Annotated in this window: 21 protein-coding genes and 1 other RNA gene; 13 read left to right on the forward strand and 9 right to left on the reverse strand. The window is 62.9% G+C overall.

Features of this window, described 5'->3' with window-relative positions:
* The first annotated feature begins 63 nt into the window (after nt 1-63).
* The gene (locus H0274_RS06925) at nt 64-1,017 is read left to right on the forward strand and encodes an acyltransferase family protein (RefSeq protein WP_226794178.1); all 954 of its coding nucleotides are present in this window, start codon (nt 64-66) and stop codon (nt 1,015-1,017) included.
* Between the two features lie 19 nt (nt 1,018-1,036).
* Here H0274_RS06925 and H0274_RS06930 read toward each other — a convergent pair whose 3' ends face one another.
* Entirely contained in the window at nt 1,037-3,139 is a 2,103-nt protein-coding gene (locus H0274_RS06930; RefSeq protein WP_226794179.1) for a malate synthase G, read from the reverse strand.
* Between the two features lie 138 nt (nt 3,140-3,277).
* Between H0274_RS06930 and H0274_RS06935 the strand changes: the two genes are divergently transcribed.
* The 4 genes from H0274_RS06935 to H0274_RS06950 all read left to right on the forward strand — a co-directional run bounded on the left by H0274_RS06935 (nt 3,278) and on the right by H0274_RS06950 (nt 7,118).
* Nucleotides 3,278-4,492, forward strand: a complete 1,215-nt coding sequence (locus tag H0274_RS06935; protein WP_226794180.1) for a hydrolase — start codon at nt 3,278-3,280, stop codon at nt 4,490-4,492.
* Nucleotides 4,489-5,505 carry an arginine N-succinyltransferase gene (locus tag H0274_RS06940; RefSeq protein WP_226794181.1) on the forward strand — a complete coding sequence of 339 codons (1,017 nt, stop codon included), beginning with the start codon at nt 4,489-4,491 and terminating at the stop codon, nt 5,503-5,505. Before H0274_RS06935 ends, H0274_RS06940 begins: the two co-directional genes overlap by 4 nt.
* Nucleotides 5,502-6,752 carry an N-succinylarginine dihydrolase gene (locus H0274_RS06945; RefSeq protein ID WP_226794182.1) on the forward strand — a complete coding sequence of 417 codons (1,251 nt, stop codon included), beginning with the start codon at nt 5,502-5,504 and terminating at the stop codon, nt 6,750-6,752. Before H0274_RS06940 ends, H0274_RS06945 begins: the two co-directional genes overlap by 4 nt.
* Before the next feature lie 108 nt (nt 6,753-6,860).
* Nucleotides 6,861-7,118, forward strand: coding sequence for a hypothetical protein (locus H0274_RS06950; RefSeq protein WP_226794183.1), 258 nt, complete (start codon nt 6,861-6,863; stop codon nt 7,116-7,118).
* Nucleotides 7,119-7,188: 70 nt separating this feature from the next.
* Here the strand turns inward: H0274_RS06950 and ssrA are convergent.
* Nucleotides 7,189-7,531: a transfer-messenger RNA gene (gene ssrA, locus H0274_RS06955) on the reverse strand.
* Nucleotides 7,532-7,551: 20 nt separating this feature from the next.
* The gene (mscL, locus tag H0274_RS06960) at nt 7,552-7,971 is read right to left on the reverse strand and encodes a large conductance mechanosensitive channel protein MscL (protein WP_226794468.1); all 420 of its coding nucleotides are present in this window, start codon (nt 7,969-7,971) and stop codon (nt 7,552-7,554) included.
* Between the two features lie 163 nt (nt 7,972-8,134).
* Between mscL and H0274_RS06965 the strand changes: the two genes are divergently transcribed.
* From H0274_RS06965 to H0274_RS06990, 6 genes are read left to right on the forward strand one after another with little or no spacing between them, the layout of a single operon-like run.
* On the forward strand, nt 8,135-8,776 hold the full coding sequence (locus H0274_RS06965) for a LemA family protein (RefSeq protein WP_226794184.1): 642 nt from the start codon (nt 8,135-8,137) through the stop codon (nt 8,774-8,776).
* A gap of 21 nt (nt 8,777-8,797) precedes the next feature.
* Nucleotides 8,798-9,634 (forward strand): TPM domain-containing protein, encoded by an 837-nt coding sequence (locus H0274_RS06970; RefSeq protein ID WP_226794185.1) that lies wholly within the window; start codon nt 8,798-8,800, stop codon nt 9,632-9,634.
* A gap of 11 nt (nt 9,635-9,645) precedes the next feature.
* A complete protein-coding gene (locus H0274_RS06975) occupies nt 9,646-10,326 on the forward strand; it encodes a TPM domain-containing protein (protein WP_226794186.1) in 681 nt (226 codons plus the stop codon).
* Nucleotides 10,323-10,874 (forward strand): NUDIX hydrolase, encoded by a 552-nt coding sequence (locus tag H0274_RS06980; RefSeq protein ID WP_226794187.1) that lies wholly within the window; start codon nt 10,323-10,325, stop codon nt 10,872-10,874. The genes H0274_RS06975 and H0274_RS06980 overlap by 4 nt, the downstream gene beginning before the upstream one ends.
* Nucleotides 10,874-11,737 carry a kinase gene (locus tag H0274_RS06985; RefSeq protein ID WP_226794188.1) on the forward strand — a complete coding sequence of 288 codons (864 nt, stop codon included), beginning with the start codon at nt 10,874-10,876 and terminating at the stop codon, nt 11,735-11,737. Before H0274_RS06980 ends, H0274_RS06985 begins: the two co-directional genes overlap by 1 nt.
* A 28-nt stretch (nt 11,738-11,765) precedes the next feature.
* On the forward strand, nt 11,766-12,701 hold the full coding sequence (locus tag H0274_RS06990) for a ketopantoate reductase family protein (RefSeq protein WP_226794189.1): 936 nt from the start codon (nt 11,766-11,768) through the stop codon (nt 12,699-12,701).
* 21 nt (nt 12,702-12,722) lie between these two features.
* Here the strand turns inward: H0274_RS06990 and H0274_RS06995 are convergent, their stop codons facing one another.
* Complete coding sequence (locus H0274_RS06995) at nt 12,723-13,682, reverse strand: nuclear transport factor 2 family protein (RefSeq protein ID WP_226794190.1); 960 nt, start codon at nt 13,680-13,682, stop codon at nt 12,723-12,725.
* A 108-nt stretch (nt 13,683-13,790) separates the two neighbouring features.
* Entirely contained in the window at nt 13,791-14,273 is a 483-nt protein-coding gene (locus H0274_RS07000; protein ID WP_226794191.1) for a MarR family winged helix-turn-helix transcriptional regulator, read from the reverse strand.
* A 229-nt stretch (nt 14,274-14,502) separates the two neighbouring features.
* Between H0274_RS07000 and H0274_RS07005 the strand changes: the two genes are divergently transcribed.
* Together H0274_RS07005 and H0274_RS07010 are read left to right on the forward strand one after the other, a co-directional pair.
* Nucleotides 14,503-15,117: a glutathione S-transferase family protein gene (locus H0274_RS07005; RefSeq protein WP_226794192.1), complete on the forward strand. Its 615-nt coding sequence runs from the start codon at nt 14,503-14,505 to the stop codon at nt 15,115-15,117.
* A gap of 97 nt (nt 15,118-15,214) precedes the next feature.
* Nucleotides 15,215-16,825 (forward strand): tannase/feruloyl esterase family alpha/beta hydrolase, encoded by a 1,611-nt coding sequence (locus H0274_RS07010; protein WP_226794193.1) that lies wholly within the window; start codon nt 15,215-15,217, stop codon nt 16,823-16,825.
* A 54-nt stretch (nt 16,826-16,879) separates the two neighbouring features.
* Here the strand turns inward: H0274_RS07010 and H0274_RS07015 are convergent, their stop codons facing one another.
* From H0274_RS07015 to H0274_RS07030, 4 genes are all read right to left on the reverse strand, one after another.
* The gene (locus H0274_RS07015) at nt 16,880-18,115 is read right to left on the reverse strand and encodes an MFS transporter (protein WP_226794194.1); all 1,236 of its coding nucleotides are present in this window, start codon (nt 18,113-18,115) and stop codon (nt 16,880-16,882) included.
* 35 nt (nt 18,116-18,150) lie between these two features.
* The gene (locus tag H0274_RS07020; RefSeq protein WP_226794195.1) at nt 18,151-19,737 is read right to left on the reverse strand and encodes a tannase/feruloyl esterase family alpha/beta hydrolase; all 1,587 of its coding nucleotides are present in this window, start codon (nt 19,735-19,737) and stop codon (nt 18,151-18,153) included.
* A gap of 346 nt (nt 19,738-20,083) precedes the next feature.
* Nucleotides 20,084-22,528 (reverse strand): TonB-dependent receptor, encoded by a 2,445-nt coding sequence (locus tag H0274_RS07025; protein WP_226794196.1) that lies wholly within the window; start codon nt 22,526-22,528, stop codon nt 20,084-20,086.
* 1 nt (nt 22,529) lies between these two features.
* Complete coding sequence (locus H0274_RS07030) at nt 22,530-23,465, reverse strand: FecR family protein (protein ID WP_226794197.1); 936 nt, start codon at nt 23,463-23,465, stop codon at nt 22,530-22,532.
* Between the last annotated feature and the right edge of the window lie 20 nt (nt 23,466-23,485).

Raw genomic sequence — 23,485 nt, forward strand, 5'->3', positions numbered from 1 at the left:
CCCGCGCAGGCTTGCCCTACAGGCGGCGAAGCGGCTTCGCAGGACAGGGAATCGGAAACCCGAATGAACAAGCACTGGGCCAGCCTTGATGGCCTGAGAGGCGTCCTCGCGCTGGGCGTGGTGCTGCTGCATTTCGATGTGAACATCCTGACGCGCCGCCTGTTCGGAATGCCGCCGCTGTGGATGGATCTGGCGGTAGACGTGTTCTTCCTGCTCTCGGGCTTCGTGCTTACCCACTCGGTCCGCAACGGCACCAGCTTTCCGATCTTCGCGGTAAAGCGCCTGCTGCGGCTGCTGCCGATCTATTATGTGACCACTTTGGCCACCATGCTGGTCGTGCCGCAACTGCCGGGCGATCTGTGGGCAGAACTGTTCGTGGCGGGGCCGTTCCTGTCCCGCAATCCGGTGAACTTCCCGGCGTGGAGCATCTGTTTCGAGCTTTACCTGCCGCTTCTCGCCGTCTTGCTGCCCATCAGGCTGCCAGCCAAGCTCGTTCGTCCGGCGCTGGTGGTGGCTCTGCTGGCCTGCGGCGCCTGCATGATGGCCTTCGAGGAAGGACGCGCCATGTATGCCCCGCGCGCAATATGCGGCCTGATTGCCGGGCATCTGCTCTATCGCGCGAAGCTGGAATTCCGGGCGCCCTTCGATCTGGCGGCGCTCTGCGTGATCGGCCTGATCCTGGCTGCCAGCTTCGCCCCGGCCATTACCTTTCTGATCCCCTTCGCCGCCTCAGCCGCCATCCTTGCGGGAACCCAGGCCGAAGGGCGACTCTTCGCCAGCGCGCCAGTGCTGTGGCTGGGGTCGATTTCCTATACACTGTACCTCGTCCACGTCCCGGTTCTCTATGCGCTGGGCAAGTGGATCGAGCCCGCCGTCTCGGAAAGCCCGATCGTAAGCCTCGCCGGGATCGCGGCATCGCTGGCCCTCGCGACTATGCTCACGAAGCTGGTGGAGCGCCCGGCAATGGCGCTTTCCGCGCGGCTGTTCCCCCGGCATGTGGCGAGCCGGGGGGTTTAGGAGCTGCGAATTTCTCCCCTCAGCCAGCCTTCTTCTTCATTCTCCAGGCATGGAGCAGCGGCTCCGTATAACCGCTGGGCTGCACCACGCCCTTGAACACCAGATCGCAGGCTGCCTTGAAGGCAAGGCTGGTTTCCCAATTGCCTGCCATCGGCTCATAGGCCGGATCGCCAGCATTCTGCGCATCGACCTTGGCCGCCATGCGCCGCAGGGAATCCATCACCTGTTCGGGCGTGGCGATGCCGTGCAGCAGCCAGTTGGCCATGTGCTGGCTGGAGATGCGCAGGGTCGCCCGGTCTTCCATCAAGCCCACATCGTTGATGTCCGGAACCTTGGAACAGCCCACACCCTGATCGATCCAGCGCACAACATAGCCCAGCAGGCCCTGCGCGTTATTGTCCAGTTCGGCCCGCACTTCCTCCTCGCTCCAGTTCGCGCCCTCGGCCAGCGGAATGGCGAGCAGCGCGTCCAGCCCCGGCGCGGGCGGCAGGGTCTTCTGGATTTCGAACACATCGGCGCGGTGGTAGTGCAGCGCATGGAGCACAGCTGCCGTGGGGGACGGCACCCAGGCCGTGCTGCCGCCCGCCTTCAGATGGCCGATCTTCTCCTGCATCATCGCGGCCATCCGGTCTGGCGCGGCCCACATGCCCTTGCCGATCTGCGCCTTGCCCGAAAGCCCGCAGGCGAGCCCGATGGCGACATTGCGCTTCTCATAGGCATCCAGCCATGCAGACGACTTCATGTCCGCCTTGCGGACCATCGGCCCGGCCTGCATCGAGGTGTGGATCTCGTCGCCCGTCCGGTCGAGGAAGCCGGTGTTGATGAAAGCGATACGGTCCTTCACTGCATGGATGCAGGCTGCAAGGTTAGCGGACGTGCGCCGTTCCTCGTCCATCACGCCCACCTTGATCGTGTGGCGTTCCAGCCCCAGCAGATCTTCCACCGCATCGAACAGATCGTTGGTGAAGGCGCATTCATCCGGCCCGTGCTGCTTGGGCTTCACGATATAGATGCTGCCTTCGCGGCTGTTGGCCCAGCGGCTCTTGCCCTCAAGGTCCAGCGTCGAAATGGCGCTAGTGAAAACGGCATCCATGATGCCTTCGGGAATCTCGCCACCATCGAGCAGCAGGATCGCCGGATTGGTCATCAGATGGCCGACATTGCGCACGAACAGCAGGCTGCGCCCCATCAGGGCGAGCATCTCGCCCCCGGTGCGCTGGACCATGATGTCATCATTCAGCGTGCGGGTGACGGTCCTGCCGCCCTTCTCGAATGTGTCGGAAAGATCGCCCCGGATCACGCCCAGCCAGTTGCGATAGGCAGCCAGCTTGTCAGCCGCATCCACCGCCGCGATGGAATCCTCCAGATCGACAATGGTGGTCAGCGCCGCTTCCAGCCGGATGTCGGAAATGCCGGCCTTGTCCGTCTTCCCCACGGGATGCTGGTCATTAAACACCACCTGGATCAGCAGGCGATTGTGGCGAAAGACGATGGAATCGTCCGTCTCGCCCACCATCTGGCTGACATCGGCCAGCGGAATTGCCGGGTCCGGCCCTTCCAGATCGGCCCAGCTTCCCTCGAACAGGGGCAGTGCCTCGTCCAGGAAGGCGCGACCGGCGGCAACCACGGCCGCGCCGCGTACCGGATCATAGCCCGGCCCCGTGGCAGGCGCGGCGTCCAGTGCGTCCGTGCCATAGAGCGCATCGTACAGGCTGCCCCAGCGGGCATTGGCGGCGTTCAGCAGGAAGCGGGCATTAAGCACCGGCACAACCAGCTGCGGCCCGGCCAGAGTGGCGATTTCCGCATCGACATTCTTCGTCCCGATTTTGAACGGCGCCGGTTCGGGCACCAGATAGCCGATTTCGCGCAGGAAGGTTTCGTAAGCCTGGGGATCGTGCGGCTTGCCCAGCCGTTCCCGGTGCCAGGCATCGATCCGGCTCTGGAAATCCTCGCGGATTGCCAGCAGCTCGCGGTTGCGCGCCACGAAGCGATCGCAGATCGCCGCGAAACCCTGCCAGAACTCGCCCGCATCGCGATCGAGCGGGGCCAGCACCTCGTTTTCCAGGAAGGCGGCCAATGCCGCATCGACCTGCAACCCGCTGCGTTCAACCCGCTCACTCATCGTCCTTACTCCTTCTTAAACCCGAATATAATTAGCCTGCTAAGTAGCAATCTTTCCCGCTGGGGCCAGACCTTTTCCGGCACATGCATCTCACAAGGGGTTGGAGAGCGCCACATGGGAAGTTAGAGATGGTTTCGTATGCAACAGGTGTCGACAATTTCCGGGGCGCGGCTGCTCGATTCCATCGACGCGCCAGCTATGCTCTCCCAGGTAGAACGCTGGGCGGCGATCAACAGCGGCACCGCGAATCTCACCGGGCTGGCGGCGATGGCGGGCGATCTGGCCGATGCCTTTTCCGCCCTGCCGGGCGAAGTCACGCTGGAAGAGCCCGCCCCGGTCACCGCCATCGCGGCCGATGGACGGGAGGTCGTGAAGGATCATGGCCGCCACATGGTGCTGAGGGTCCGGCCGGATGCAGAGCGACGCTTTCTCCTCACCGGCCACATGGACACGGTGTTCCCCGTCGACCATCCGTTCCAGTCGCTCACCTGGCTCGACGCCGATACGCTCAATGGCCCCGGCACGGCCGACATGAAAGGCGGCCTGAGCGTCATCCTCGCCGCTCTCAGTGCCTTTGAGCGCACCGCCGAGGCAGCGAAAATCGGCTATGACGTGATGGTCAATTCGGACGAGGAGACCGGCTCGCTCTCCTCTGCACCGCTGATTTCCACGCTGGCGCAGGGCAAATATGCCGCGCTTACCTACGAACCCTCCGCCCTGCCCGACGGCACCCTCGCCCATGCCAGAGGAGGCAGCGGAAACTACTCCGTCACCGTAACCGGAAAATCCGCCCATGCGGGCCGGAACCCGCAGGAAGGGCGCAACGCAGTCGTCGCTGCGGCGCAGCTCGCCGTGGCTCTCAAGGCGCTCGACCATGCGGGTCTCAGCGTCAATCCCGCCCGGATCGACGGCGGCAGCGCGAATAATGTGGTGCCCGATCATGCCGTGCTGCGCTTCAACATCCGCCCTCGCTCCACCGAAGCGGCGGAAGGTTTCCAGACTGCTTTCGCCGCCCTGCTGGCCGAGATTTCCAGCGAACTGGATGTGACCTTCTACGTCCATGGCGGCATCACCCGCCCGCCCAAGCCGGTGGACGCGCGGGCGCAGAAATTATTCGATCTTGTAAAGGCTTGTGGCGCGGAATTGGATCAGACCCTTAACTGGCAGAACAGCGGTGGCGTATGCGATGGCAACAATATCGCCGCCTGCAACGTGCCCGTGGTCGATACGATGGGCGTACGCGGCGGTTCTATCCATTCGCCGCATGAATTCATGATTGTGTCCTCGCTGCGGGAACGGGCGGCCTTGTCAGCCCTCGTCCTCCAGCGGCTATCCGTGGGAGCCCCGCTTTGAGTTTTCGCCTGCGCGCCGCAACCGCTGCGGACCTTGAACCGCTTTACCAGATGGCCAAACTCACAGGCGGCGGTTTCACCAATCTGCCGCCTGATCGCAAGGCGCTCGCCTCCAAGCTCGAGCGCGCCCAGAAGGCCTTTTCCCGCCCCGATGGCGAAATGGCGGACGAAGTATTCGTGCTGGTGCTGGAGAATGTCGAAACCCGCGAAGTGCGCGGCACCTGCCAGCTTTTCACTCAGGTCGGGCAGCTCTGGCCGTTTTATTCCTATCGCCTCACCACGCTGACCCAGCATTCGCAGGAACTGGACCGCACGGTGCGCGCTGAACTGCTCAGCCTCGTCACCGATCTTGAAGGATCGAGCGAGGTCGGCGGGCTGTTCCTCCACCCCAACGAGCGCGCAGGCGGCCTTGGCATGCTGCTGGCCCGCAGCCGCTATCTGTTCATCGCCATGCATCGCCAGCGCTTTGCCGACCGTATTCTGGCGGAACTGCGCGGTATTATCGACGAACGTGGCGGATCGCCCTTCTGGGACGGTGTGGCCGGTCGCTTCTTCGGCATGAGTTTCCAGGAAGCCGATTATTTCAATGCCATCAACGGCAACCAGTTCATCGCGGACCTGATGCCCAAGCATCCTGTCTATATCGCCATGCTGAGCGAGGATGCCCGGAATGCCATCGGCGTCCCCCACCCCACCGGACGCGCCGCCATGCGCATGCTGGAGGCGGAAGGCTTCAATTTTGAAGGCTATGTCGACATTTTTGACGGCGGCCCGACCATGACCGCACGGACCGACAAGGTGGAAAGCGTGCGCAATTCCAGATGTTGCAAGGTAGTGGCGACGGAAGTGGATAAGGGCGAACAGGCCCTGATCGCCACCGGCCGTCTCTCCGACTTCCGCTGTTGCTATGGCGCCCGCAGCGTGGACGAAGATGGCAATGTCTCGATCGATTCCTGCGCAGCCGATATTCTGGATGTGAAACCCGGCGACGAGGTGTGGAGCGTGGCGCGGTGACGCTCGTCGAGATCAATTTTGACGGGTTGGTTGGCCCCAGCCACAATTATGCGGGCCTCAGTCTCGGCAATCTGGCCGCCACGGCCCATGCCGGGGAAGTTTCCTATCCGAAGGCGGCGGCGCTTCAGGGCCTGGCCAAGATGAGGGGCAATATGGAAATGGGGCTGGCGCAGGGATTTTTCCTGCCCTTGCCCCGCCCCAATCGCCGCTTTCTCGATCAGATTGCGGCAGACGTTCAGACCGACCATGCCCTGATCGCAGCCGCATGGTCCGCGTCCTCGATGTGGACGGCCAATGCCGCAACCATCTCGCCCGCGCCCGATACGCGAGACGGGCGCTGCCATCTGACTGCCGCCAATCTGGTAACGATGGCTCATCGCTTCCAGGAATGGCCTGACACCGCCCGGCAGTTGCGGCTCGCTTTTGCGGATGAGCACTATTTCGCGGTTCACGCCATAGTGCCTGCCTGCTTCGGGGACGAAGGCGCCGCCAATCACATGCGCATGTGCCTCAGTCACGGCGAGCCGGGGCTGGAGATATTCGTCTATGGCAAACCCGGCGGGCGGTTCCCTGCGCGCCAGCATGAACAAGCCAGCCGGATCGTAGCGCGGTCCCACGGGCTCGATCCCGATAAAGTCCTGTTCGTGGAGCAGAATCCCGACGCGATCGCAGCCGGGGCTTTCCATAATGACGTTGTGGCCGTGGCGAATGAGCGGGTGCTGTTCACGCACGAACTCGCCTTCGCCGATCCGGAAGGCACTTACGCCGCCATTCGGGAGAAACTGCCCGAGGCGGAAATCGTGGTTGTTCCCGCCAGCTCTGTGAGCCTGGCGGAAGCGATCCGCACCTATCTGTTCAATGCCCAGCTTCTGACCCTGCCGACAGGAGAGATGGCGCTTATCATCCCCACCGAAGCGCATGAAAGCCCCGCAGTGCGCACATGGCTGGATGCGATGCTGGCCGGTAATGGCCCGATCCGCCGGGTAATCCCGGTGGATGTCAAGCAGAGCATGGCCAACGGCGGCGGCCCGGCCTGCCTGCGCCTGCGCGTGGTGGCCGATCCGGATCGCGTGGATTCCCGCTTCCTGCTTACCCCCTCCACTGCTGAGATGATTGCAGCGGTGGTTGAGCAATGGTGGCCTGCTCAGATAGACCCCGCCGCGCTCGGCTCGGCCGCGCTGGAGCAGGATGTAGTGCGGGCACGGCTCAGATTGCTGGAAGCGCTAAACCTTGCCGAACTGGCCTAACCTGTCGGTGGCTTTTACGATTTGACGCCATGTTAACCAATATCTTGCCCTGTTTTCTGCGCCTGGCATGATCATTGCTGATCGATGAGGTAAGGAAGCGAGGAACAGATGTTTGCTAGGATCAGGCGGCTTTTCACGATCAAGACCAGAGTGGAGGCTTTTCTGATCATCTATGCGCTGGCCCTCGGCGCAGTGGAGCGCGGCAGCGTCTATCTTACCCAATATCCTGGATTTGGCGGTAAATTGCTGTTCCTTGCCTGCACCGGCGCGGTGTTCATGGCCGGCGGCAAGATGCTCGATTGCCTGAAACTGGAAAATGAGAAACGCGCGGCTGAAGCCGAAGCTGCCGCACGCACACTTCATTGATCGGCCCGGCTCGGCGCCGAGGCAATGCAGGGAGGTGGGGGATTCTGTTGCTAGGCTCCCCCGGGCCCCCGGAATCCGCTTCTGTTGCCCGGTGGGTCCAACCGCGCTTTAGCTTTGTAAATTCAGGCCGTTAGGCCGTCACATTACGCTGCGAGAGCGAGTGCTTCGTTGTCGTTGGCACTTATGAGTTTTGAGCCTTTAACGGGTTACTCAGCCCGGGCGAAAACAGTGCTTTTCAACACACGTCGATCCTGGTTCGGCCCCGTCATTTCCCCCGCGACAACGGAGGAGGTGGTGGAGCCGCCGGGTACTGCCCCCGGGTCCGCTGTGCCTATTGCACACCGCAATTTATCGCCATAGCCGGCCGAAACCGGCAGGCCCTATATAGGGGCGCTTTGCTGAATGGGAAGTGGCTGGCGAACCAGCCTCTCGCTTATTTCTTCAGCGCGTCCCTGATCTCGGTCAGCAGATCGATCTCGCTGGGGCCGGAAGGCGGCGGAGGGGCAGCTTCTTCCTTCTTGCGCAGAACCTTGTTCACCGCGCGCACCATCAGGAAGATCACGAAAGCCAGGATGAAGAAATTGATCACGGCCGAAATGAACGCCCCCCAGGCAAGGATATTCGCCCCGGCAGCCTTGGCGGCGGCAAGCGGCGTGCCTGCGGGCACATCGCCGCTCAGCACGATATACTGGTCGGAAAAATCGACACTACCCACGATCATGCCCACTACCGGCATGATCACGCTGTCCGTCAGCGACGTGACGATGGCGGAAAAGGCGGCGCCGATGATTACACCAACCGCCAGATCCATCACATTTCCGCGCGCAATGAACTCCTTGAAATCCTTGAACATCCCGGTCCCTCCAAAACTTCGGTCCATATGGTCAGCCTGCCAGCTTTGCGCAATTGTCACAAGGCGGGACTATCCGGTTGTCCTTGAACGCGGCACCCACCGTGCTATCTATGCAATACAGCAAGCCGCCCGCAGGAACTGGCGGCATGGAGGACCGATCACCATGACCAGCTCGCTTACCGCACGCATTACCCGCCTTGCCGTCGTGGCCGTTGCCGCGCTCGGTCTCGCGGCCTGCGGCATCAACAGCGTGCCGACCAAGGAAGAAGAAGCCAAGGCACAGTGGGGCACGGTGGAAAGCGCCTATCAGCGCCGCGCCGACCTCATTCCCAATCTCGTCGAGACTGTGAAGGCTGCCGCCGGCTCCGAAAACCAGATCCTGACCAATGTGGTGGAAGCCCGCGCCCGCGCGACTTCGATCAACATCACCACCGATGATCTTTCCAATCCCGAGGAATTCGCCAAGTTCCAGGCTGCACAGAACCAGCTGACGCAGGCGCTGGGCCAGCTGCGCACCGTAGTGGAAGCCTATCCGCAGCTCCAGAGCCAGCAGGACTTCAAGGACCTGATGGTGGCGCTGGAAGGGGCCGAGAACCAGGTGAACGTGGAACGCATCCGCTACAACGAGAAGGCCCGGGATTATAACACCGAAATCCGCACCTTCCCGTCCATCATGGCCGCCAAGATCGTCTATGGCGCCAAGCCGATGGAATATTTCAAGGCCGATGAAGGCGCGAAGGAAGCTCCCAAGGTGGACTTCGGCGGCATGGCGGGCGCCCCCTCCTCTGCCGCACCGGCCAAGTAAGGAGCGAGCGGAGATCAGATCGTGACCCTGCCGCAACTGCGCGGATTCGCGCTCGCCGCGATAAATGCCCTGCTTGCAGTCATGCTGCTGGCAGGGCTTTCGGCCCCCGCCCAAGCGGCCTTGCCGCCGCGCCCGACGGGGCCCGTCTATGACGGCGCCAATCTGATCCCGGATCAACAGGAAGCCGCGCTGGATACACGGCTGCGCGAGTACAACGCGAAGACCGGCAACGCGGTTATCGTGGCCACGGTGCCCAGCCTCGATGGCGATGCGATCGAACCCTACGCTACAAAGCTCTATGAAACCTGGGGCATCGGCGGGGCGGAACGGGATACCGGCGTGCTGCTGCTGGTCGCGCCGAATGAGCGCAAGGTACGGATCGAGGTCGGCTATGGCCTAACGCCTTACATCACAGACATCCTCTCCGGCCGGATCATCCGCAACGACATCACGCCCCGTTTCAAGGATGGCGATATGGCGGGCGGGATCGAAGCCGGGGTGAACGCCATCGTCACTCAGCTCGATCGTTCTCCCGAAGATGCCAAGGCCATCGCCGAAGCGGCGGCGGCGGCCGAGAAGGATCGCCAGTCGGATAGCGCCCCCAGCATTGGCGGGATCATCTTCTGGATCGTGCTGATCGTGTTCTTTGCCCTGGTCTTCGGCCGGCGGAACAAGGGCTATCGCCGCAGCGGCTTCGGCAATGCAGTCGGCAACATCATCCTGTGGGAAGCTCTCAACGCAGCCACGCGCGGCGGCGGTGGACGTCATGACGGCTGGGGCGGAGGCGGCGGTGGGGGCGGCTTTGGCGGCTTCGGCGGCGGCATGTCCGGCGGCGGCGGTGCCTCGGGCAGCTGGTAAGGGAAACATCCATGGCAAGCATCACCCTTTCCGACGAGGAACGCCGCAAGGTTTCTGACGCTGTGGGCGCGGCAGAGGCGCATACTGCGGGCGAAATCGTGACGATCGTGAGCGACCGTTCTGACGGCTATATTGACGTCGCCCTCGCCTGGTCCGTCGCCATCAGCTTCCTCGCAATGGCGCTGTTTTCGGTCTTTTCCGAGTTCTATCTATCCCTGATAGACCAGATTTTCGGTCTATGGGGCCATGAATGGACGCACCGCGAGCTGCTTGCCATCGTGATGGCGGTGGGCGTGATCAAGTTCATCGCGATGATGCTGATCCAGCTGATCCAGCCGGTGAAATTCTTCCTGATCCCTTCCGCCGTCAAATCCGCGCGCGTGCGCGACCGGGCCGTCAGTTTCTTCAAAGTGGGCGCCGAACGGCGCACCCACGGTCATACCGGCATCCTGATCTATCTCTCCATGCGGGAACACCGGGCGGAAATCGTGGCGGATCAAGCCATCACCGCCAAGGTGCCTGCCACCGTCTGGGGTGAGGCGATGGCCGACATGCTGGGCCATATCAAGGACGGCCGGATTGGTGACGGAATGGCAGTGGGCGTGCGCGACGTGGGCGCGATTCTCGCCCAGCACTTCCCCCGCAGCGAAGATGACAGGAACGAATTGCCGGACCGCCTGATCGAAGTATGACCCAGAACACCATTCCCCATGCCGCCACCCTGCCCGAGGAAATCCGCTGGCAGGGCCGCTTCATCACAGCCAAGACCCGCGGGACATGGGAATATGTCAGCCGGGCGCGCGATATTCGTGCGGCGGTGATCCTGGCTCTGGATGGCGACGAGGTGATCCTTGTCGAACAGTTCCGCGTGCCGCTCGGCCGCCCCTGCCTGGAACTCCCGGCGGGCCTGATCGGCGATGGAGACGGTGCGCAAGGCGAGCTTGCGCTGGATGCCGCCCAGCGCGAACTGGAGGAAGAAACCGGCTATCGCGCCGCGCATTGGGAAAATCTGGGCGAATATTATTCCTCGCCCGGAATGGTGAGCGAAAGCTTCTCGCTGTTGCGCGCAACCGGCCTCACCAAAGTGGGTGAAGGCGGCGGCACGCCGGACGAAAACATCACCGTCCATCGCGTAAAACTGAGCAGGATTGCCGAGACGATTTCCGAATTCCGGGAAAAGGGCCACGGGATCGACGTCCGCCTGTTGATGCTGCTGGGTGGAGCGATTATCGCCGGGTAATGTCCCGGTCCGAGGAATTGCTCGCTCTCTTGCCTGCTGGCTTTCCAGCCAATCAATCCTCGGCCGAGGCCGCTTGCCTCGTGGCCGAGCGGATCGCCGCCCTTCCACGAGACGAGGGGCCTCCCGTCATCGGGATTAACGGCGCGCAGGGTTCAGGCAAATCCACGCTCACCCAGCTTATCGGCCTCGCGCTGGAGCAGTTCCACGGCATGCGCCCCGCGCTGCTTTCGCTCGACGATTTTTATCTCGGCAAGCCACCGCGCCTCCAGCTTGCCCGGCTGGTGCACCCCATGTGCGAGACGCGCGGAGTGCCCGGCACGCATGATACGCTGCTGATGGCCGATACGCTGGAAAAGCTGACCCATGCCGGGCCGGACAGCCGCACTCCCCTGCCCCGTTTCGACAAGCTGGACGATGACCGTGTGAGCCGCGAGGCTTGGCCGGAGTTCGAAGGCCGTCCCGACGCCATCCTGCTGGAAGGCTGGTGCGTGGGGCTGCACGCTGCCGATGTGCCGGAATGGTCGGGCCCCATCAACGAATTGGAAGCGGCGGAAGATCCGCAAGGCGAATGGGCACGCTGGTCCCTGGAAGAACTGGCGCGCGATTATCCCGCCATCTGGGATCGCTTCGCCCTGCTCGTTTCCATCGAAGTGCCCGATATCGAAACCGTCATAGCCTCGCGCCTCAGGCAGGAAGTCGGGCTGGCGGCAGGCAGCGACCGCCCGCGCATGGATCGCGCGGGCGTGACCCGCTTCGTCCAGCATTATGAGCGTTTCACGCGCGCGATATGGGCTTCCATGCCCCAACGCGCGGATATGCTTTTTCGCCGGACACCCGATTTCGGCTACAGCCTGGTCAAGTGACCGCAATAATCGCGGCTAGGAGAGAAGAATGAAGATCGCAATCGTCGGCGCCGGCGCCATGGGCTGCCTCTATGCCGCAGCTTTCCATCGCGCGGGCTGCGATGTCACGCTGGTGGACGTCAACCGCGAACATATCGATGCGATCAACGAACATGGCCTGGAGCTGGAAACCCGCGCTGGCCACGAGGTGCTGCCCCTGCCCGCCCGGCTCCCGCAGGATGCCGAAGGAATCATGGATCTGGTGCTGGTCTTCACCAAGGTGTTCCACACCGAAACGGCGATGAAGGGCGCCAGGCAACTGATCGGGCCGGAAACATATGTCCTGACCCTGCAGAACGGCCTGGGCAATGCCGAGAGGATCGCCGCGCATGTTCCGCAGGAGCGTGTGCTGGTGGGCATCGCATCGCTGCCCGCCGATCTGGAAGGGCCGGGCAAGGTCCGTTCGATGGGCGAAGGCGGATCGCGGCTCTATCCCGCCTTCACGCAGGATGAGAGTTTTGCCGCGCAAGTGGCGGACAAGCTGACGCAAGGCGGAATGAACGCCAAGCTCGAACCGAAAATCCACGAGGCGATCTGGGAAAAGGCAATCTTCAACGCCGCCATGAACCCTCTATGTGCCCTCACTCGCCGCACGCCGGGTTTCTTCAAGGAAAAGCCGGAAGCACGCGGCATGATCCATGCCGTGGTTGAAGAAGGCACTGCCGCGGCCAATGCCAGTGGCTATGCCATTTCCTCAAAGCCGATCCACGATCTCACGCTGGTTTCCATGACCGACCATGCCGACCATGAAGCCTCCATGTTGCAGGATGTGAAAGCTGGACGCCGGACGGAAGTGGATTCCATCAACGGTGCCATTGTCGAAGCCGCAAGAAAGGTGGGGGTCGAAGCCCCCGTCACCGAAACGCTGTGGCGCATGGTAAAGCTGGAAGAGGCCAAGCTCGCGGAAGCAAGGCCGGGAGGATAACCCCCCGACCTTGCCCGGAACTCAATCTTCCGGCGCACTCACCCGGCGGCTGTGGAACAGCCATTTGCCGTTGACGCGCACGACATCGTCCACTCCGTTGCCCGCCGCGATCAGCTTCGGCGGGTCGTCCAGCTTGCCGGTCTCGCTCAAACGATAGGTCTGCCAGTAATAGTGGATCTTGGCCGTGTGCGGCCCGGTAAATTCGATCCAGTGATTGCTGGTGGCGTGCTGCAGCTTCGGCGCGGCCTTCCCGTCCTTGGTGAAATCCGCGATCATCTTGCGCAGCGCCTCGCGGCCCTTGGTCTCGCCAAACGAGCCGTCTTCCGTGAAGGAGGCGGCGTAGGCATCGGCATTGAACTTGTCGAGCGCGCGGTCATAGCGCCACATCAGCGCCTCGATCTCCTCGCGGTCTTTCGCCTGACGCAGTTCGACATCCACGCTGCCGACCGGCGGGGCGGCGGCATCGGGGAGGCTGGCGGGATCCCAGTGCTGGTCAGCCTTGCCGTCCACGAACCGCCAGGTGTCGAACCAGGTCGTGGTATAGGTCTTGGTCGGATCGCCCGGCAAAGGCAGGGTGCGCACCGTCAGCACGGTGACGTAATCGTCTTCCGCCTGCACTGCCACGATGGGCGAAGTGAGCGTCTTGCACTCCTTGTCCTCAGGGCGTTTTGCGACATTGATGAAGTAATCCATCACGCCCTTCAGGCCCGATGCGGCGAAGGGATTGTGCTGGATATAGCGGTCCGTGATCCATTCCGGCGCACGGGTCCACTGGTTGCACTGCAGCAGCTCCTTCATGATGTGGAGCGCGGCCTGCTTGTTCTTGTGCAGCTTGGGATCGCTGCTGTTGAACAGCGATACCGGGTCCGGGTGGGCGATCACAGGATCGCTGAGCGGCTTCATCTGCGCAGATGCGGGCACGGCGGCCAGCATTCCCGAGGCCAGCAGCGTTGCTGCCAGCATGGAAATCTTCGACTTCATTCTATTCCCCTCTGACTTCCTGATTCTCCCGTCGCAATTCGTGTAGCCGCCCGGCCCGTTCTTTCAAACCATTGCCGTCCTTGAGACAGGAGCAGGAAGAAGGAGGATCTACTCGTCCGGATCGTTAAGGCCGGTATCCAGGCGCCGCAGCAATTCTTCCAGAAAGGTATTGATGAGCTGAATCTGTTCGTCGGTAAAACCATCCAGCAGGCGGGCACGCATCGCATCCGTGACGGCGAAGATTTCCGCCAGGGCGCCTTCTCCATCCTCGGTCAGGCGCAACTGGTTGGTGCGGCGATCATTGGGATCGGGCAATCGTTCCACCAGACTGTCCTTTTCGAGGACGTCCAGCATCCGGGTAAGCGTAGGCCCTTCGATCCTGAGGCGGCGCGCGATCTCCACCTGCGGGCTCAGGGGCGGCGAATTGAGGATGGCGGCCATGGCTTCCATCCGGGCGGAACTCTGCTCGATGGGCCGCAAGCGCTCGTCCAGCAGAGAGCGCCAACGCCGGGCGGTGAGCACCATATTGACCGTCAGGCGGATTTCCGGCGTCGATCGTCCCTCACGATACAGCGTGAAACTGCTCTTCACGCTCCGCCTGCCCTTCGTTCCGCCTCGTGACGCCATAGATTGTCCAATCCAGCCTTTCGCCTGCGGATTTCACTTATTCGAATGCCTTTGCCCATACGCTTCCGAAAGGCAGATGGAAGTGGGTATGTGGACGACCTGCCCGCTGCTGGGCGGGCCACATGCAGCCGCATTGCATCATGCCTTCGCTTGGCGATAAAGCCCGCCCTCTACAGGAGGAGAGGCCAGCATCATGATCACCGTCTATCACGTACCCCGCACCCGTTCGCTGCGCGTCGTCTGGCTGATGGAAGAGCTGGGCGAGGAATATCGCATCGAGAAGCCCGGCTTCCCGCTGCCGCCGGAATATCTGGAGATCAACCCGGCCGGCACCGTGCCTTCAATCGATGACGATGGCATCCGCATGGGCGAATCCATCGCCATTCTGCAATATATCACCGGGCGCCGCCTGCCGCAGGCGATGGAATTCACTGTCGGCCCGAACCCCGATCCGGCCGCCTATGCGGCGCATCTCCAATTCCTGCACTACGGCGAAGCGAGCCTTATGGGCCCGCTTTCCGTCATTTTCCGCACCACCAAGCTGGCTCCGGAAGGGGAGCGGGACAATTTCTCCGTGCGCGATCTCACCACGGCCCTCCAGAGGCGCCTCGCCCTGCTCGATGCCCGACTGGAGGATGGGCGACAGTGGATCATGGGGGACAAGTTCACCATTGCCGACATCTCCGTCGGCTATGCGCTGACGATCGCGCAGGCGCTGGGCATGAATGACGTGCTGTCCGACAAGGTCACAGCCTACGTCGAACGGCTGACCGCACGCCCCGCCTATCAGCGCGCCATCAGCCAATAGGCATTATCCGGCGGGACTTGCATCGTGCTGCCCGCCGGGCTTCAAGTGCGATCCGGCTCGACAGAGAATCGACGTCTTCAAAGGGGGAGTTTGGCAAATGACGATCAAGCAGGGGCAGTATCGCAAGGGATTACGTGCCGGCCTGGCTATCGCGGCAAGCGCGGCGGCCGTGGCAGTCGCCAGCCCGGCAGCGGCAAAGGATTGTAACGATCTCATCGGCCTGAAGCTCGACAAGGGCCGGGTCACTTCTGCCCAACTGGTTGCGCCCGGCGCATTCGAGCAGCCCCCCGCCCCCTTCGGTCCGCCGCCGGGCGTCGCCAATGCGGCCTATAAGCACCTGCCCGCCTTCTGCCGTGTGCAGGCTACGCTCACGCCCACTTCCGATTCCGACATCAAGGTGGAAGTGTGGCTGCCCGCCAGCGGCTGGAACGGCAAGTTCGTGGGCATCGGCAACGGCATCTGGGCCGGGCAACTCAGCTATTCCGAACTCGGTAGCCCCTTGTCGCGCGGCTATGCCGTGGCCACTACGGACACCGGCCACACGGGAAGCGGGCTTACGGCGGAATGGGCCGTTGGCCACACCGAAAAGCTGATCGATTTCGGCCATCGCGCGGTCCATGGCATGACAGTGACCGCCAAGGCCGCGATCAAGGATTTCTATGGCAAGGGCCCCAGCCTGTCCTTCTGGAACAGCTGCTCCACCGGCGGACGGCAGGGGCTGATGGCAGCCTTCCGCTATCCCGAGGATTATGACGCGATCTCGGCCATGGCCCCGGCCAATCCGATGACCACGCTGATGACGCAGTCCATGTGGGTCGGCTACCAGTCGCTGCGGACGCCGCAGTCCAAACTGACGCCTGCCTCGCTCGGCCTGGTTCACAAGGCTGCTGTGGCGAAATGCGACAAGGTGGATGGCCTGGCCGATGGCCTCATCGCGCGCCCCGATGCCTGCAAATTCGATCCCGGCGAGCTGCTCTGCACATCGGGTGCGGCTGACGGCTGCCTCAATGCCGATCAGGTTTCGGCCATGCGGGCGATCTATGAAGGCGTGAAAGATCCGCGTTCGGGCCAGATCCTGTTCCCCGGCTTCCCGGTCGGATCGGAAATGCAGCTGGCCGCACTAACCGGCGGCACCGCGCCCTTCCCCGTGGCGCTCACCTATATGAGCATGCTGGTGTTCGACAATCAGCCCGGCTGGGACTGGCGCAGCTTCGATTACGGCACGGATTCAACCCGCGCCTATATGTTCGGGAAGGATATTCTCGACGTGACCCCCTCGGATCTGAATCCCTTCTTCGCGCGCGGCGGCAAGCTGCTGCTGAGCCATGGTTGGGCGGACGGGCTGATCCCTGCCACCAACACCGTGCAGTTCTACGGCAAGCTCCGCCAGACCTTGTCGCACGATCAGAACCGCGACCAGTTGCGCCTGTTCATGGCGCCGGGGATGCAGCACTGCTCGGGCGGCGAAGGCCCCTCCTCCTTCGATACGCTGGGCGTGATCGACGATTGGGCGACCACCGGCAAAGCGCCCGAGCGGATCGTCGCTTCGCGGGTTGCCGCTCCGGCCATGGGCCCTGGCCCTGCTGCGCCGGCGCTTCCCCCGATGACGCGCCCCCTCTGCCGCTATCCGCTCGTGCCGACCTACAAGGGCAGCGGCGATGTGGCTGAAGCCAAGAACTTCGACTGCAAGGCACCGCCGAAAGCCTGAGGATGATAGCGGGCGCGGGCGGAGCGCATCCGGCCGCGCCTGTCAGGCAGGATTTCAGGCGGGATCGGCCTCCGCCCGTTCTCCCACGATCCGGGGAGCGGTTTCACGCAGGAACAGGGCAGTCGCGCCGCCCAGCACCGCCAGCACGATGAGGAACCACAGCGGCGCCTGCAAACCGTATATGTCGGACAACCAACCGGCCACGAAGGGCGATAGTACTCCGCCCAAAATCTCACCAACACCCATCACCAGCCCCATGGCGGTCGCCACCTGATAGGGCGCCACGGATTCGGTAGGCACCGTGGCCATGAACATCGGGAAGATGCCGTTGAACATCCAGCCGACGAAGAAGATCACCCCAAGGATCATCACCGGCCCGTCAAAATAAAGCGCACCGAGCGGGAGGAGTACCCCGATAAAGGTGCTGATCACCATTACGGGTCGCCGCCCCACGAAGTCCGAAATGGTCGTGACCACGAAGCTGGCAAGGAAAGACGATACGCCGAGCACCGCCATCAGCCCTGCAGCCGTAGCCTCGTCAATTCCGCGATATTGCACCAGCACCAGCGGCATGAAAGCCCAGGTCACCACCAGATAGGAGACCAGCAGCACCGCCATGATCGTGCAGGCCACGACATTGCGGTTGGTCAGCAATTCGACCAGCGGCGCGCGCGTGCGCGGCTGGCGAGGCGCGGCTTTCGGGATAGGCCGTTCAACCACGAACAGGACGATCAGCAGGGCCGAGATCAGGCCGGGCACCGCAGCCAGGAAGAACGCCTCGCGCCAGCCCCACGTCAGCGCCACCGGGACCAGCACCAGCGGCGCAACAGTCGATCCCAGCAGGCTGGATCCGACATTCTGCGTCACCCCCATGGCCAGCGCGCGCCATTTCGGGGAAACCTCCGCCGCCACCATAGCGTGGCTGATCGGCATCACGCCCCCTTCGGACAGGCCCATGACCAGCCGCGCCCCGAGGAGCATCAGGAAGGACGAGGCAAATCCCGAGACGACCGAGCATGCCGAAAACAGGAGCGTGGAGAGGACGATCAGGATCTTGCGCTTGCCGGCCTTGTCGGAAAGCCAGCCAACGAAGATCGCCGCGATGGCCCAGGTGAGCGAAAGCGCCGAACCCAGCATACCGACCTGCGTGTAATTCAGCCCGAGTTCGGGCTGCACGAAGGGCATCAGGAAATTGAGGGCGTTCCTGTCAAAAAACAGAATGCCGAAATTGAGGCACAACAGAGTGACGAGGAGAATTTGATACCCGCTCGAAGACCGCTGTGACCGCATCGACTTCCCCCCTCTATGTCAGTTTCCGGCCAGCCTCACGCGGGGGTTTTGCAGGTGAAGCTGGATGCCTTGTCCGGATCCCCGCCCGTATAGTGCGGATAGGCCGGATAGGGGCAGAGCGGCCTGCTCGCCGCCGAGCCGGTGCGACGGGCCATCACTTGCTGCGGCGCCTTGCCCTGTTCCACCCAGTCCACCAGCTTGCCCAGCATGTCGAACTGATCATAGGCATTGCCGCCACGGCAATGGAGCATCCCCGGCACCATGTAGAACCGGCTGGCATTTGTGAACGCGGCCCCATTGGTGGCCTGCGCGCGCTGATACCAGTCCCATGTGGCGAAGGGGGAGAACCAGAAATCCGATACGCCGTGGAAGAACATGATCTTGCCGCCGCGATCCAGATAGGTGTTGAGGTTCGTCCAGTAATTGGTGTCGGTCAGCCGCTGCACAGGATCCTGCCGGATCGCGTGGATACGCGCATCCAGATCGATCGAGGTTGCGGTGCTGGGCGGCCCGAACGGCCCCGGCCCGCCCGTGGGGAGATAGCCCATTGGCGTGGACACGATGCCCGTATCGGCCGCCATCCGGGCATAGAGGGGATAGCCTGACTTGTCGCTCGGTCCTGCAAGACCGAGTTCGAGGGCCCGCACCTGTCCCGCGCTGAGGCAGCCATCCTTCTTTTCGCCCGTGCATTGCAGCTTGGCCGGCTTGAAATCGCACTTGGCGACATTCTCGACCATCCCGTCCTTCAACCCGTCCAGCGCATCGCATTGGTCCAGAATGCCGTTGAGGATCGTCGTCCTGTCTGCCGCCGTGAGTATCCGGGTGAAGTCCGGCTTGCCATCCGCGCCCAGCGGAGCAGCCTGGTTGAACAGCACCTGCGTATATTCCACGCCAAGGTTGGAATCCCCGGTGCGCATGGCCGGCGCGCCGACGATGATCCCGTCGAACAGCTCCGGATAACGCTGGGAAGCGAGCATCCCCTCGCGCCCGCCGGTGGAACAGCCGGTCATATAGCTATGGGCGGCAGGCTTGCCGTAATAGCTCTGCGTCACCTGCTTGCCCAGTAGCGCCACGGTCCGCACCGAGCTTTCCGCGAAATCCAGCGCTGCCCGCTGATCGGCCATGAAACTGTTGTCGAACCCGGCACCTTGATGCCCGCTATCGCTTGAAATCACCGCAAATCCGCGTGCCAGCGCCGGGCGCCCATCGGATGCCACCGGCCCCAGAGGGGGATTCACCGTGCCGTTCAGACCGCCGCCGCCCTGCAGCAGGAACCGCCCGCTCCATTCATCCGGAAGGGCAATGGCGAAACGTATGCCATAGGTCTTGCCGCCGGCTCCCTTGCGTTCATTGACCACACCTTCGACGCGGCAATGGGCCGGAATAGCCGACATGGCCATGCCTTCGAGATCAACTGTCCCCTTAGCGGAGGCGGCTACATGGGTGGCGGATGTGATGCGCACGTCCGGCCCCAGCACGGTTGCGGCGAATGCCGCGCAACCCTTGCCCCCCGAAGCGCCAGCTGTGTTTGAAGAAGCGGCCGGCGCCCCATTGCCGAGTGACAAAGCCGTACCGGCACAAAGAAGGGCATAGCCCCGCAGCTTCCAGGATCGCATCGCCATTCCTCCCCCTTCGAGCGTGCCGGAATTGCCCGATTACGCGTCAACGGAGGCTTTCATTCCACGATGCGTATCCGGAGGCAAGCATCTGGGAAAATAGCCGTGCAAGGGGTCGGAGCGGAAGGACAAGGGGCATCACCCTTCCGCCCCATAAGCCTGGGAACTGACGGTCAGGACTGAAATCGCGGCACAAACCACGACAGCCCCCGCCGAAATGAGCACTGAGAGCGGTAAGGGAACAAATCCTGCCCGCCTCTGCTCTCTCAATCTGTATGACGGAGCCACTCCCCGGGAACCTTGGCAAAAAGGCCAATTTATCCAACCCGCATTTGCGGCGGGGCAGTCAGCTTCAGAAGGCGGCGTCCAGCCCCAGCCTGATGGTGCGAGGACGCAGCGGGGTGATCTGATCGCGCCCGGTGGTGAACGGCGTGCCGAGAGCGAAACGATTGCCTTCCTCATCGGTGAGGTTCGTGATTCCCAGCGTCACGCCCATCGCATCGTTGCCCACGCGGAAGGTCAGACCGGTATCGAGATAATTGCCTTGTTCCTCGCCCAGTTCGGGCCCGACACCCAGGCGCGACTTGCCGACATAGCTGGCCCAGCCCTGCCCGGTGAGAAACAGGTCATCGCCAATCTCACGCTCGTAGCTGAAGCCGACCCGGCCCGAGACACGGGCGATATTCGGCACCTGGCTGATCCGGCTTGCCCCGATGTCCTGCAAGGGCGGCAGAATGAGATAGAAACCGGGATAGAAACTAGAGACAGTCCCGAACTTCAGCTCAAGGAAAGACGATGTCTCATCTACCCGGCTGAAATTATACGTTAGCCCGGCATCGAGCCTCAGTTCCGGAGTCACGGCCACGCTTCCCCGCAGGCTTGCCGACCAGATGTGCCCGTCACCAATATTGGCCGTAGTCGGAAAACCGGCGCTATCGATGTAATCGGCCTGAATGTCCTTCCAACGCGTGTAGGAAACGCTGGCGGCCAGATCGAACGGCCCCTTTCCGGGATTGCCATGGCGAGCGCCAATTTCGAAAGTGGAAATCTGGTCGTTCTTGAAGCGGGTTACGATATCGCCGGCAACGGCAAGGCCGCCGGGTCGGAACCCCTCCTGATAGCGCATATACACGGTTGTCTCTGGCATGACTTTCGCCACGAGCGAGGCAGAAGGAAGGAAGGCGCTCTCCTTCCGGTCAACAGTACCCGCCGCCAGCATGTCCGCTCTTTCGGCAGTCAGACTGGCGAAGGCGATGTCGGTGCCCTCCCCGCTCAGCCAGGAGCGCGTGAAACGGCCGCCTGCGGTCGCCAGAAGATTTTCCGATAGCCTGTAGCTTACCTCGCCATAGATATTGAACTCATCCACGGCATTGCGCACGCCGGTCGTGGGGACGAGCATATCCGGCTCGCCAAGCGAACGGATCAGCTTCGTGCGGTTGCTGGTGAAACTCGCGCCTACCACCCAGCCGACATGTTCCCCGATCGGCTTCCACAGGCGCGTCTCATTGGCGATCATGTGCGTTTCATTGCGCTGCACGAACAGGCGGGGATCGCCGCCTACCGCCGTGGCATCGTAACGCTCTTCCAGCCGCTGCCCGGTGATCCCGGTGGAACTCTTGAACCGGATATCCCCCAATTCGCGGGACAACACGATCTGGCCCTGCACGTAATCGGCGTCAAAACCCTCACCTACGGGCGTGGCGCGCGTCAGGGGCGGACCGTCACGATCGGCATATTGGCTGTCATGCGCGTTGGTCGTCTGGCCTATGCCCATGAAGTCGAGCGTCCAGTCCTCACCGACCTCGACCCGCAGGGCTGCGCGGCCGCCCAGAACATCGGTGCGGTTCACATCCTTTTCACCGAGCAGAGGCTTGTCGATATAGCCCCCGCGCGTTTCGGCATCGACCGTCACCCGCAAGGCCGCCACATCGCCGACCGGCAAATTGACCGTCGCGCTCGCATCGCCGCCCAGTGCACCATGCTGCGTCGCACTGCCGCCCACTGCGCCGGAGCCGGAGGTAACCCCCAGTTGCGGTGTATTGGGCACGATGCGCAGAATGCCGCCAAGCGCGCCCGCTCCGTAGAGCGTGCCTTGCGGCCCTTCGAGAATCTCCACCCGCTCCAGATCGGAAAGGCGCAAGTCGGGATCGGGCGCGTTGTAGCTCAAGCGCAGGTCGCCGAAATATTGCCCCACAGTAGCCTGGGTGGGACCGGTAAAGCTGGAATCCGCGATGCCGCGAATGAACAGCTTGTTCCGTCCGCTGCCCAGATGCGTGGAGGAAACCGTCGGCGCGCGCTGGATGATCTTTTCCGTGCCGCCCGGACCGCCAAAGGCAAGATCCTTGCCGTCGAGCATTTCCACCGAACCCGGATAGAGCGCCAGCTCGATATCCCGTTTCGAACCGATCACGATGATGTCCTGCGCCGGCGCGGACCTGGGAGGAGGCGCAGGCCGATGGGCCGCAGTACGACGCCCGGCTCCCGGCTGCGACGCGGACCGGCGAGGTTGCTTTTCCAGCACCAGCCGCCACCCGGAGGCCCCTGCAGGAATTGCCCGCGCGCCCAGCGATCTCGCCAGCTTTTTCACGGCTTCCGATGCGGAATATCTGCCCTTGATCGCCGGCACGCTGCGATTGGCGAGAGCCGGATCGGAAATCACGATACTGGTGCCCGTCTGGCGGGCAATCGCCACGGCAGCATCCCCGCCTCTGCCGGCAGGCACATTCACCGCCACTCCCTTTGCGTGAACGGGAGAAGCGATCAGGGCCGCGAGGGCAAGAAAGGCGTAGCGCCGCATATTACCGCGCCTCGATCACCCATCCGCTGTCAGCCTTGCGCACCTTGACGCCCAGCAGCGGCCCAAGACTGGCAGGATCCTGCCGCACCGGCTCAAGCAGCAGGCTGCCCGAAACACGGCGCTGCGCCCCACCGGGCGCCACGCTGAAGGAAACGCCGGTAGCACGGCTGAGATCAGCGGCCACAACCTCCAGCGCTGCGTCCTGAAACGTCAGGCGCCCTTCGCTCCATTCGCCTACCAGCGAGGGGGCGATCGTATCGAGTTTATACTCGGCCGAGCCTGCCACATTGGTCAGCACATGGCCCGGATCGACGCGGACATTCTGCGTGCGTGGATTGAACGCGACGGCGCCTTCCGACACAGCCACGGTGGTCAGATCGCCGCTCAGCTTGACGTCGAATATAGTTCCCAGATCGACCAGTTCATTCCCGCCCACATCGACGCGGAACGGTTTCGCATCGTCATGGCGAATCGTGAACAGTGCCTGCCCCGCCTCGAGTTCGGCGAAACGCGGATCGCGATGGTCGAGTTCGATCCGGCTACCGCCTGCCAGCAGGACCGTGCTTCCATCGTCGAGTGCAATCATGCGCGTCTCGCCAGGTGCGGTCTCAACCACATAGGCGCCCGGCTGCATCTGCCACAAGCCGACAGCGCCGAGTGCTGCTACCGACGCGGCCAGTGCCCCGATAAACCAGCGACGACGCACAATGCCCGGCGCAGGATCGTCATTTGCGGCGGCCATTGGGGTAGCGGACTGCAACGTTCTCAACGCGTCGGTCGCGTCGGCGGCAGCGGCCATCACCAGATCATAAGCTTCGGCATGGGCAGGGTCGATGCTGAGCCACGCAGTAAAGCCATCCCAGTCCTCGAAGGTGGGATCAGCCGTGCGCGCGGCCCAGGCAGCGGCCTGGTCCAGAATTCGATCATCAAACGCCATGATTGGTGTCTCCTGGAATA

The organism is Fulverythrobacter ferritrahens (genome assembly GCF_020539485.1).
Taxonomy (GTDB): Bacteria; Pseudomonadota; Alphaproteobacteria; order Sphingomonadales; family Sphingomonadaceae; genus Andeanibacterium; species Andeanibacterium ferritrahens.

Bases quoted from the DNA above. Each gene is read 5' to 3' on its own strand.
- H0274_RS06925 (WP_226794178.1), top strand. From the start codon at position 64: ATGAACAAGCACTGGGCCAGCCTTGATGGCCTGAGAGGCGTCCTCGCG.
- H0274_RS06930 (WP_226794179.1), bottom strand. From the start codon at position 3,139: ATGAGTGAGCGGGTTGAACGCAGCGGGTTGCAGGTCGATGCGGCATTG.
- H0274_RS06935 (WP_226794180.1), top strand. From the start codon at position 3,278: ATGCAACAGGTGTCGACAATTTCCGGGGCGCGGCTGCTCGATTCCATC.
- H0274_RS06950 (WP_226794183.1), top strand. From the start codon at position 6,861: ATGTTTGCTAGGATCAGGCGGCTTTTCACGATCAAGACCAGAGTGGAG.
- mscL (WP_226794468.1), bottom strand. From the start codon at position 7,971: ATGTTCAAGGATTTCAAGGAGTTCATTGCGCGCGGAAATGTGATGGAT.
- H0274_RS06965 (WP_226794184.1), top strand. From the start codon at position 8,135: ATGACCAGCTCGCTTACCGCACGCATTACCCGCCTTGCCGTCGTGGCC.
- H0274_RS06975 (WP_226794186.1), top strand. From the start codon at position 9,646: ATGGCAAGCATCACCCTTTCCGACGAGGAACGCCGCAAGGTTTCTGAC.
- H0274_RS06980 (WP_226794187.1), top strand. From the start codon at position 10,323: ATGACCCAGAACACCATTCCCCATGCCGCCACCCTGCCCGAGGAAATC.
- H0274_RS06985 (WP_226794188.1), top strand. From the start codon at position 10,874: ATGTCCCGGTCCGAGGAATTGCTCGCTCTCTTGCCTGCTGGCTTTCCA.
- H0274_RS06990 (WP_226794189.1), top strand. From the start codon at position 11,766: ATGAAGATCGCAATCGTCGGCGCCGGCGCCATGGGCTGCCTCTATGCC.
- H0274_RS06995 (WP_226794190.1), bottom strand. From the start codon at position 13,682: ATGAAGTCGAAGATTTCCATGCTGGCAGCAACGCTGCTGGCCTCGGGA.
- H0274_RS07005 (WP_226794192.1), top strand. From the start codon at position 14,503: ATGATCACCGTCTATCACGTACCCCGCACCCGTTCGCTGCGCGTCGTC.
- H0274_RS07010 (WP_226794193.1), top strand. From the start codon at position 15,215: ATGACGATCAAGCAGGGGCAGTATCGCAAGGGATTACGTGCCGGCCTG.
- H0274_RS07015 (WP_226794194.1), bottom strand. From the start codon at position 18,115: ATGCGGTCACAGCGGTCTTCGAGCGGGTATCAAATTCTCCTCGTCACT.
- H0274_RS07020 (WP_226794195.1), bottom strand. From the start codon at position 19,737: ATGGCGATGCGATCCTGGAAGCTGCGGGGCTATGCCCTTCTTTGTGCC.
- H0274_RS07025 (WP_226794196.1), bottom strand. From the start codon at position 22,528: ATGCGGCGCTACGCCTTTCTTGCCCTCGCGGCCCTGATCGCTTCTCCC.
- H0274_RS07030 (WP_226794197.1), bottom strand. From the start codon at position 23,465: ATGGCGTTTGATGATCGAATTCTGGACCAGGCCGCTGCCTGGGCCGCG.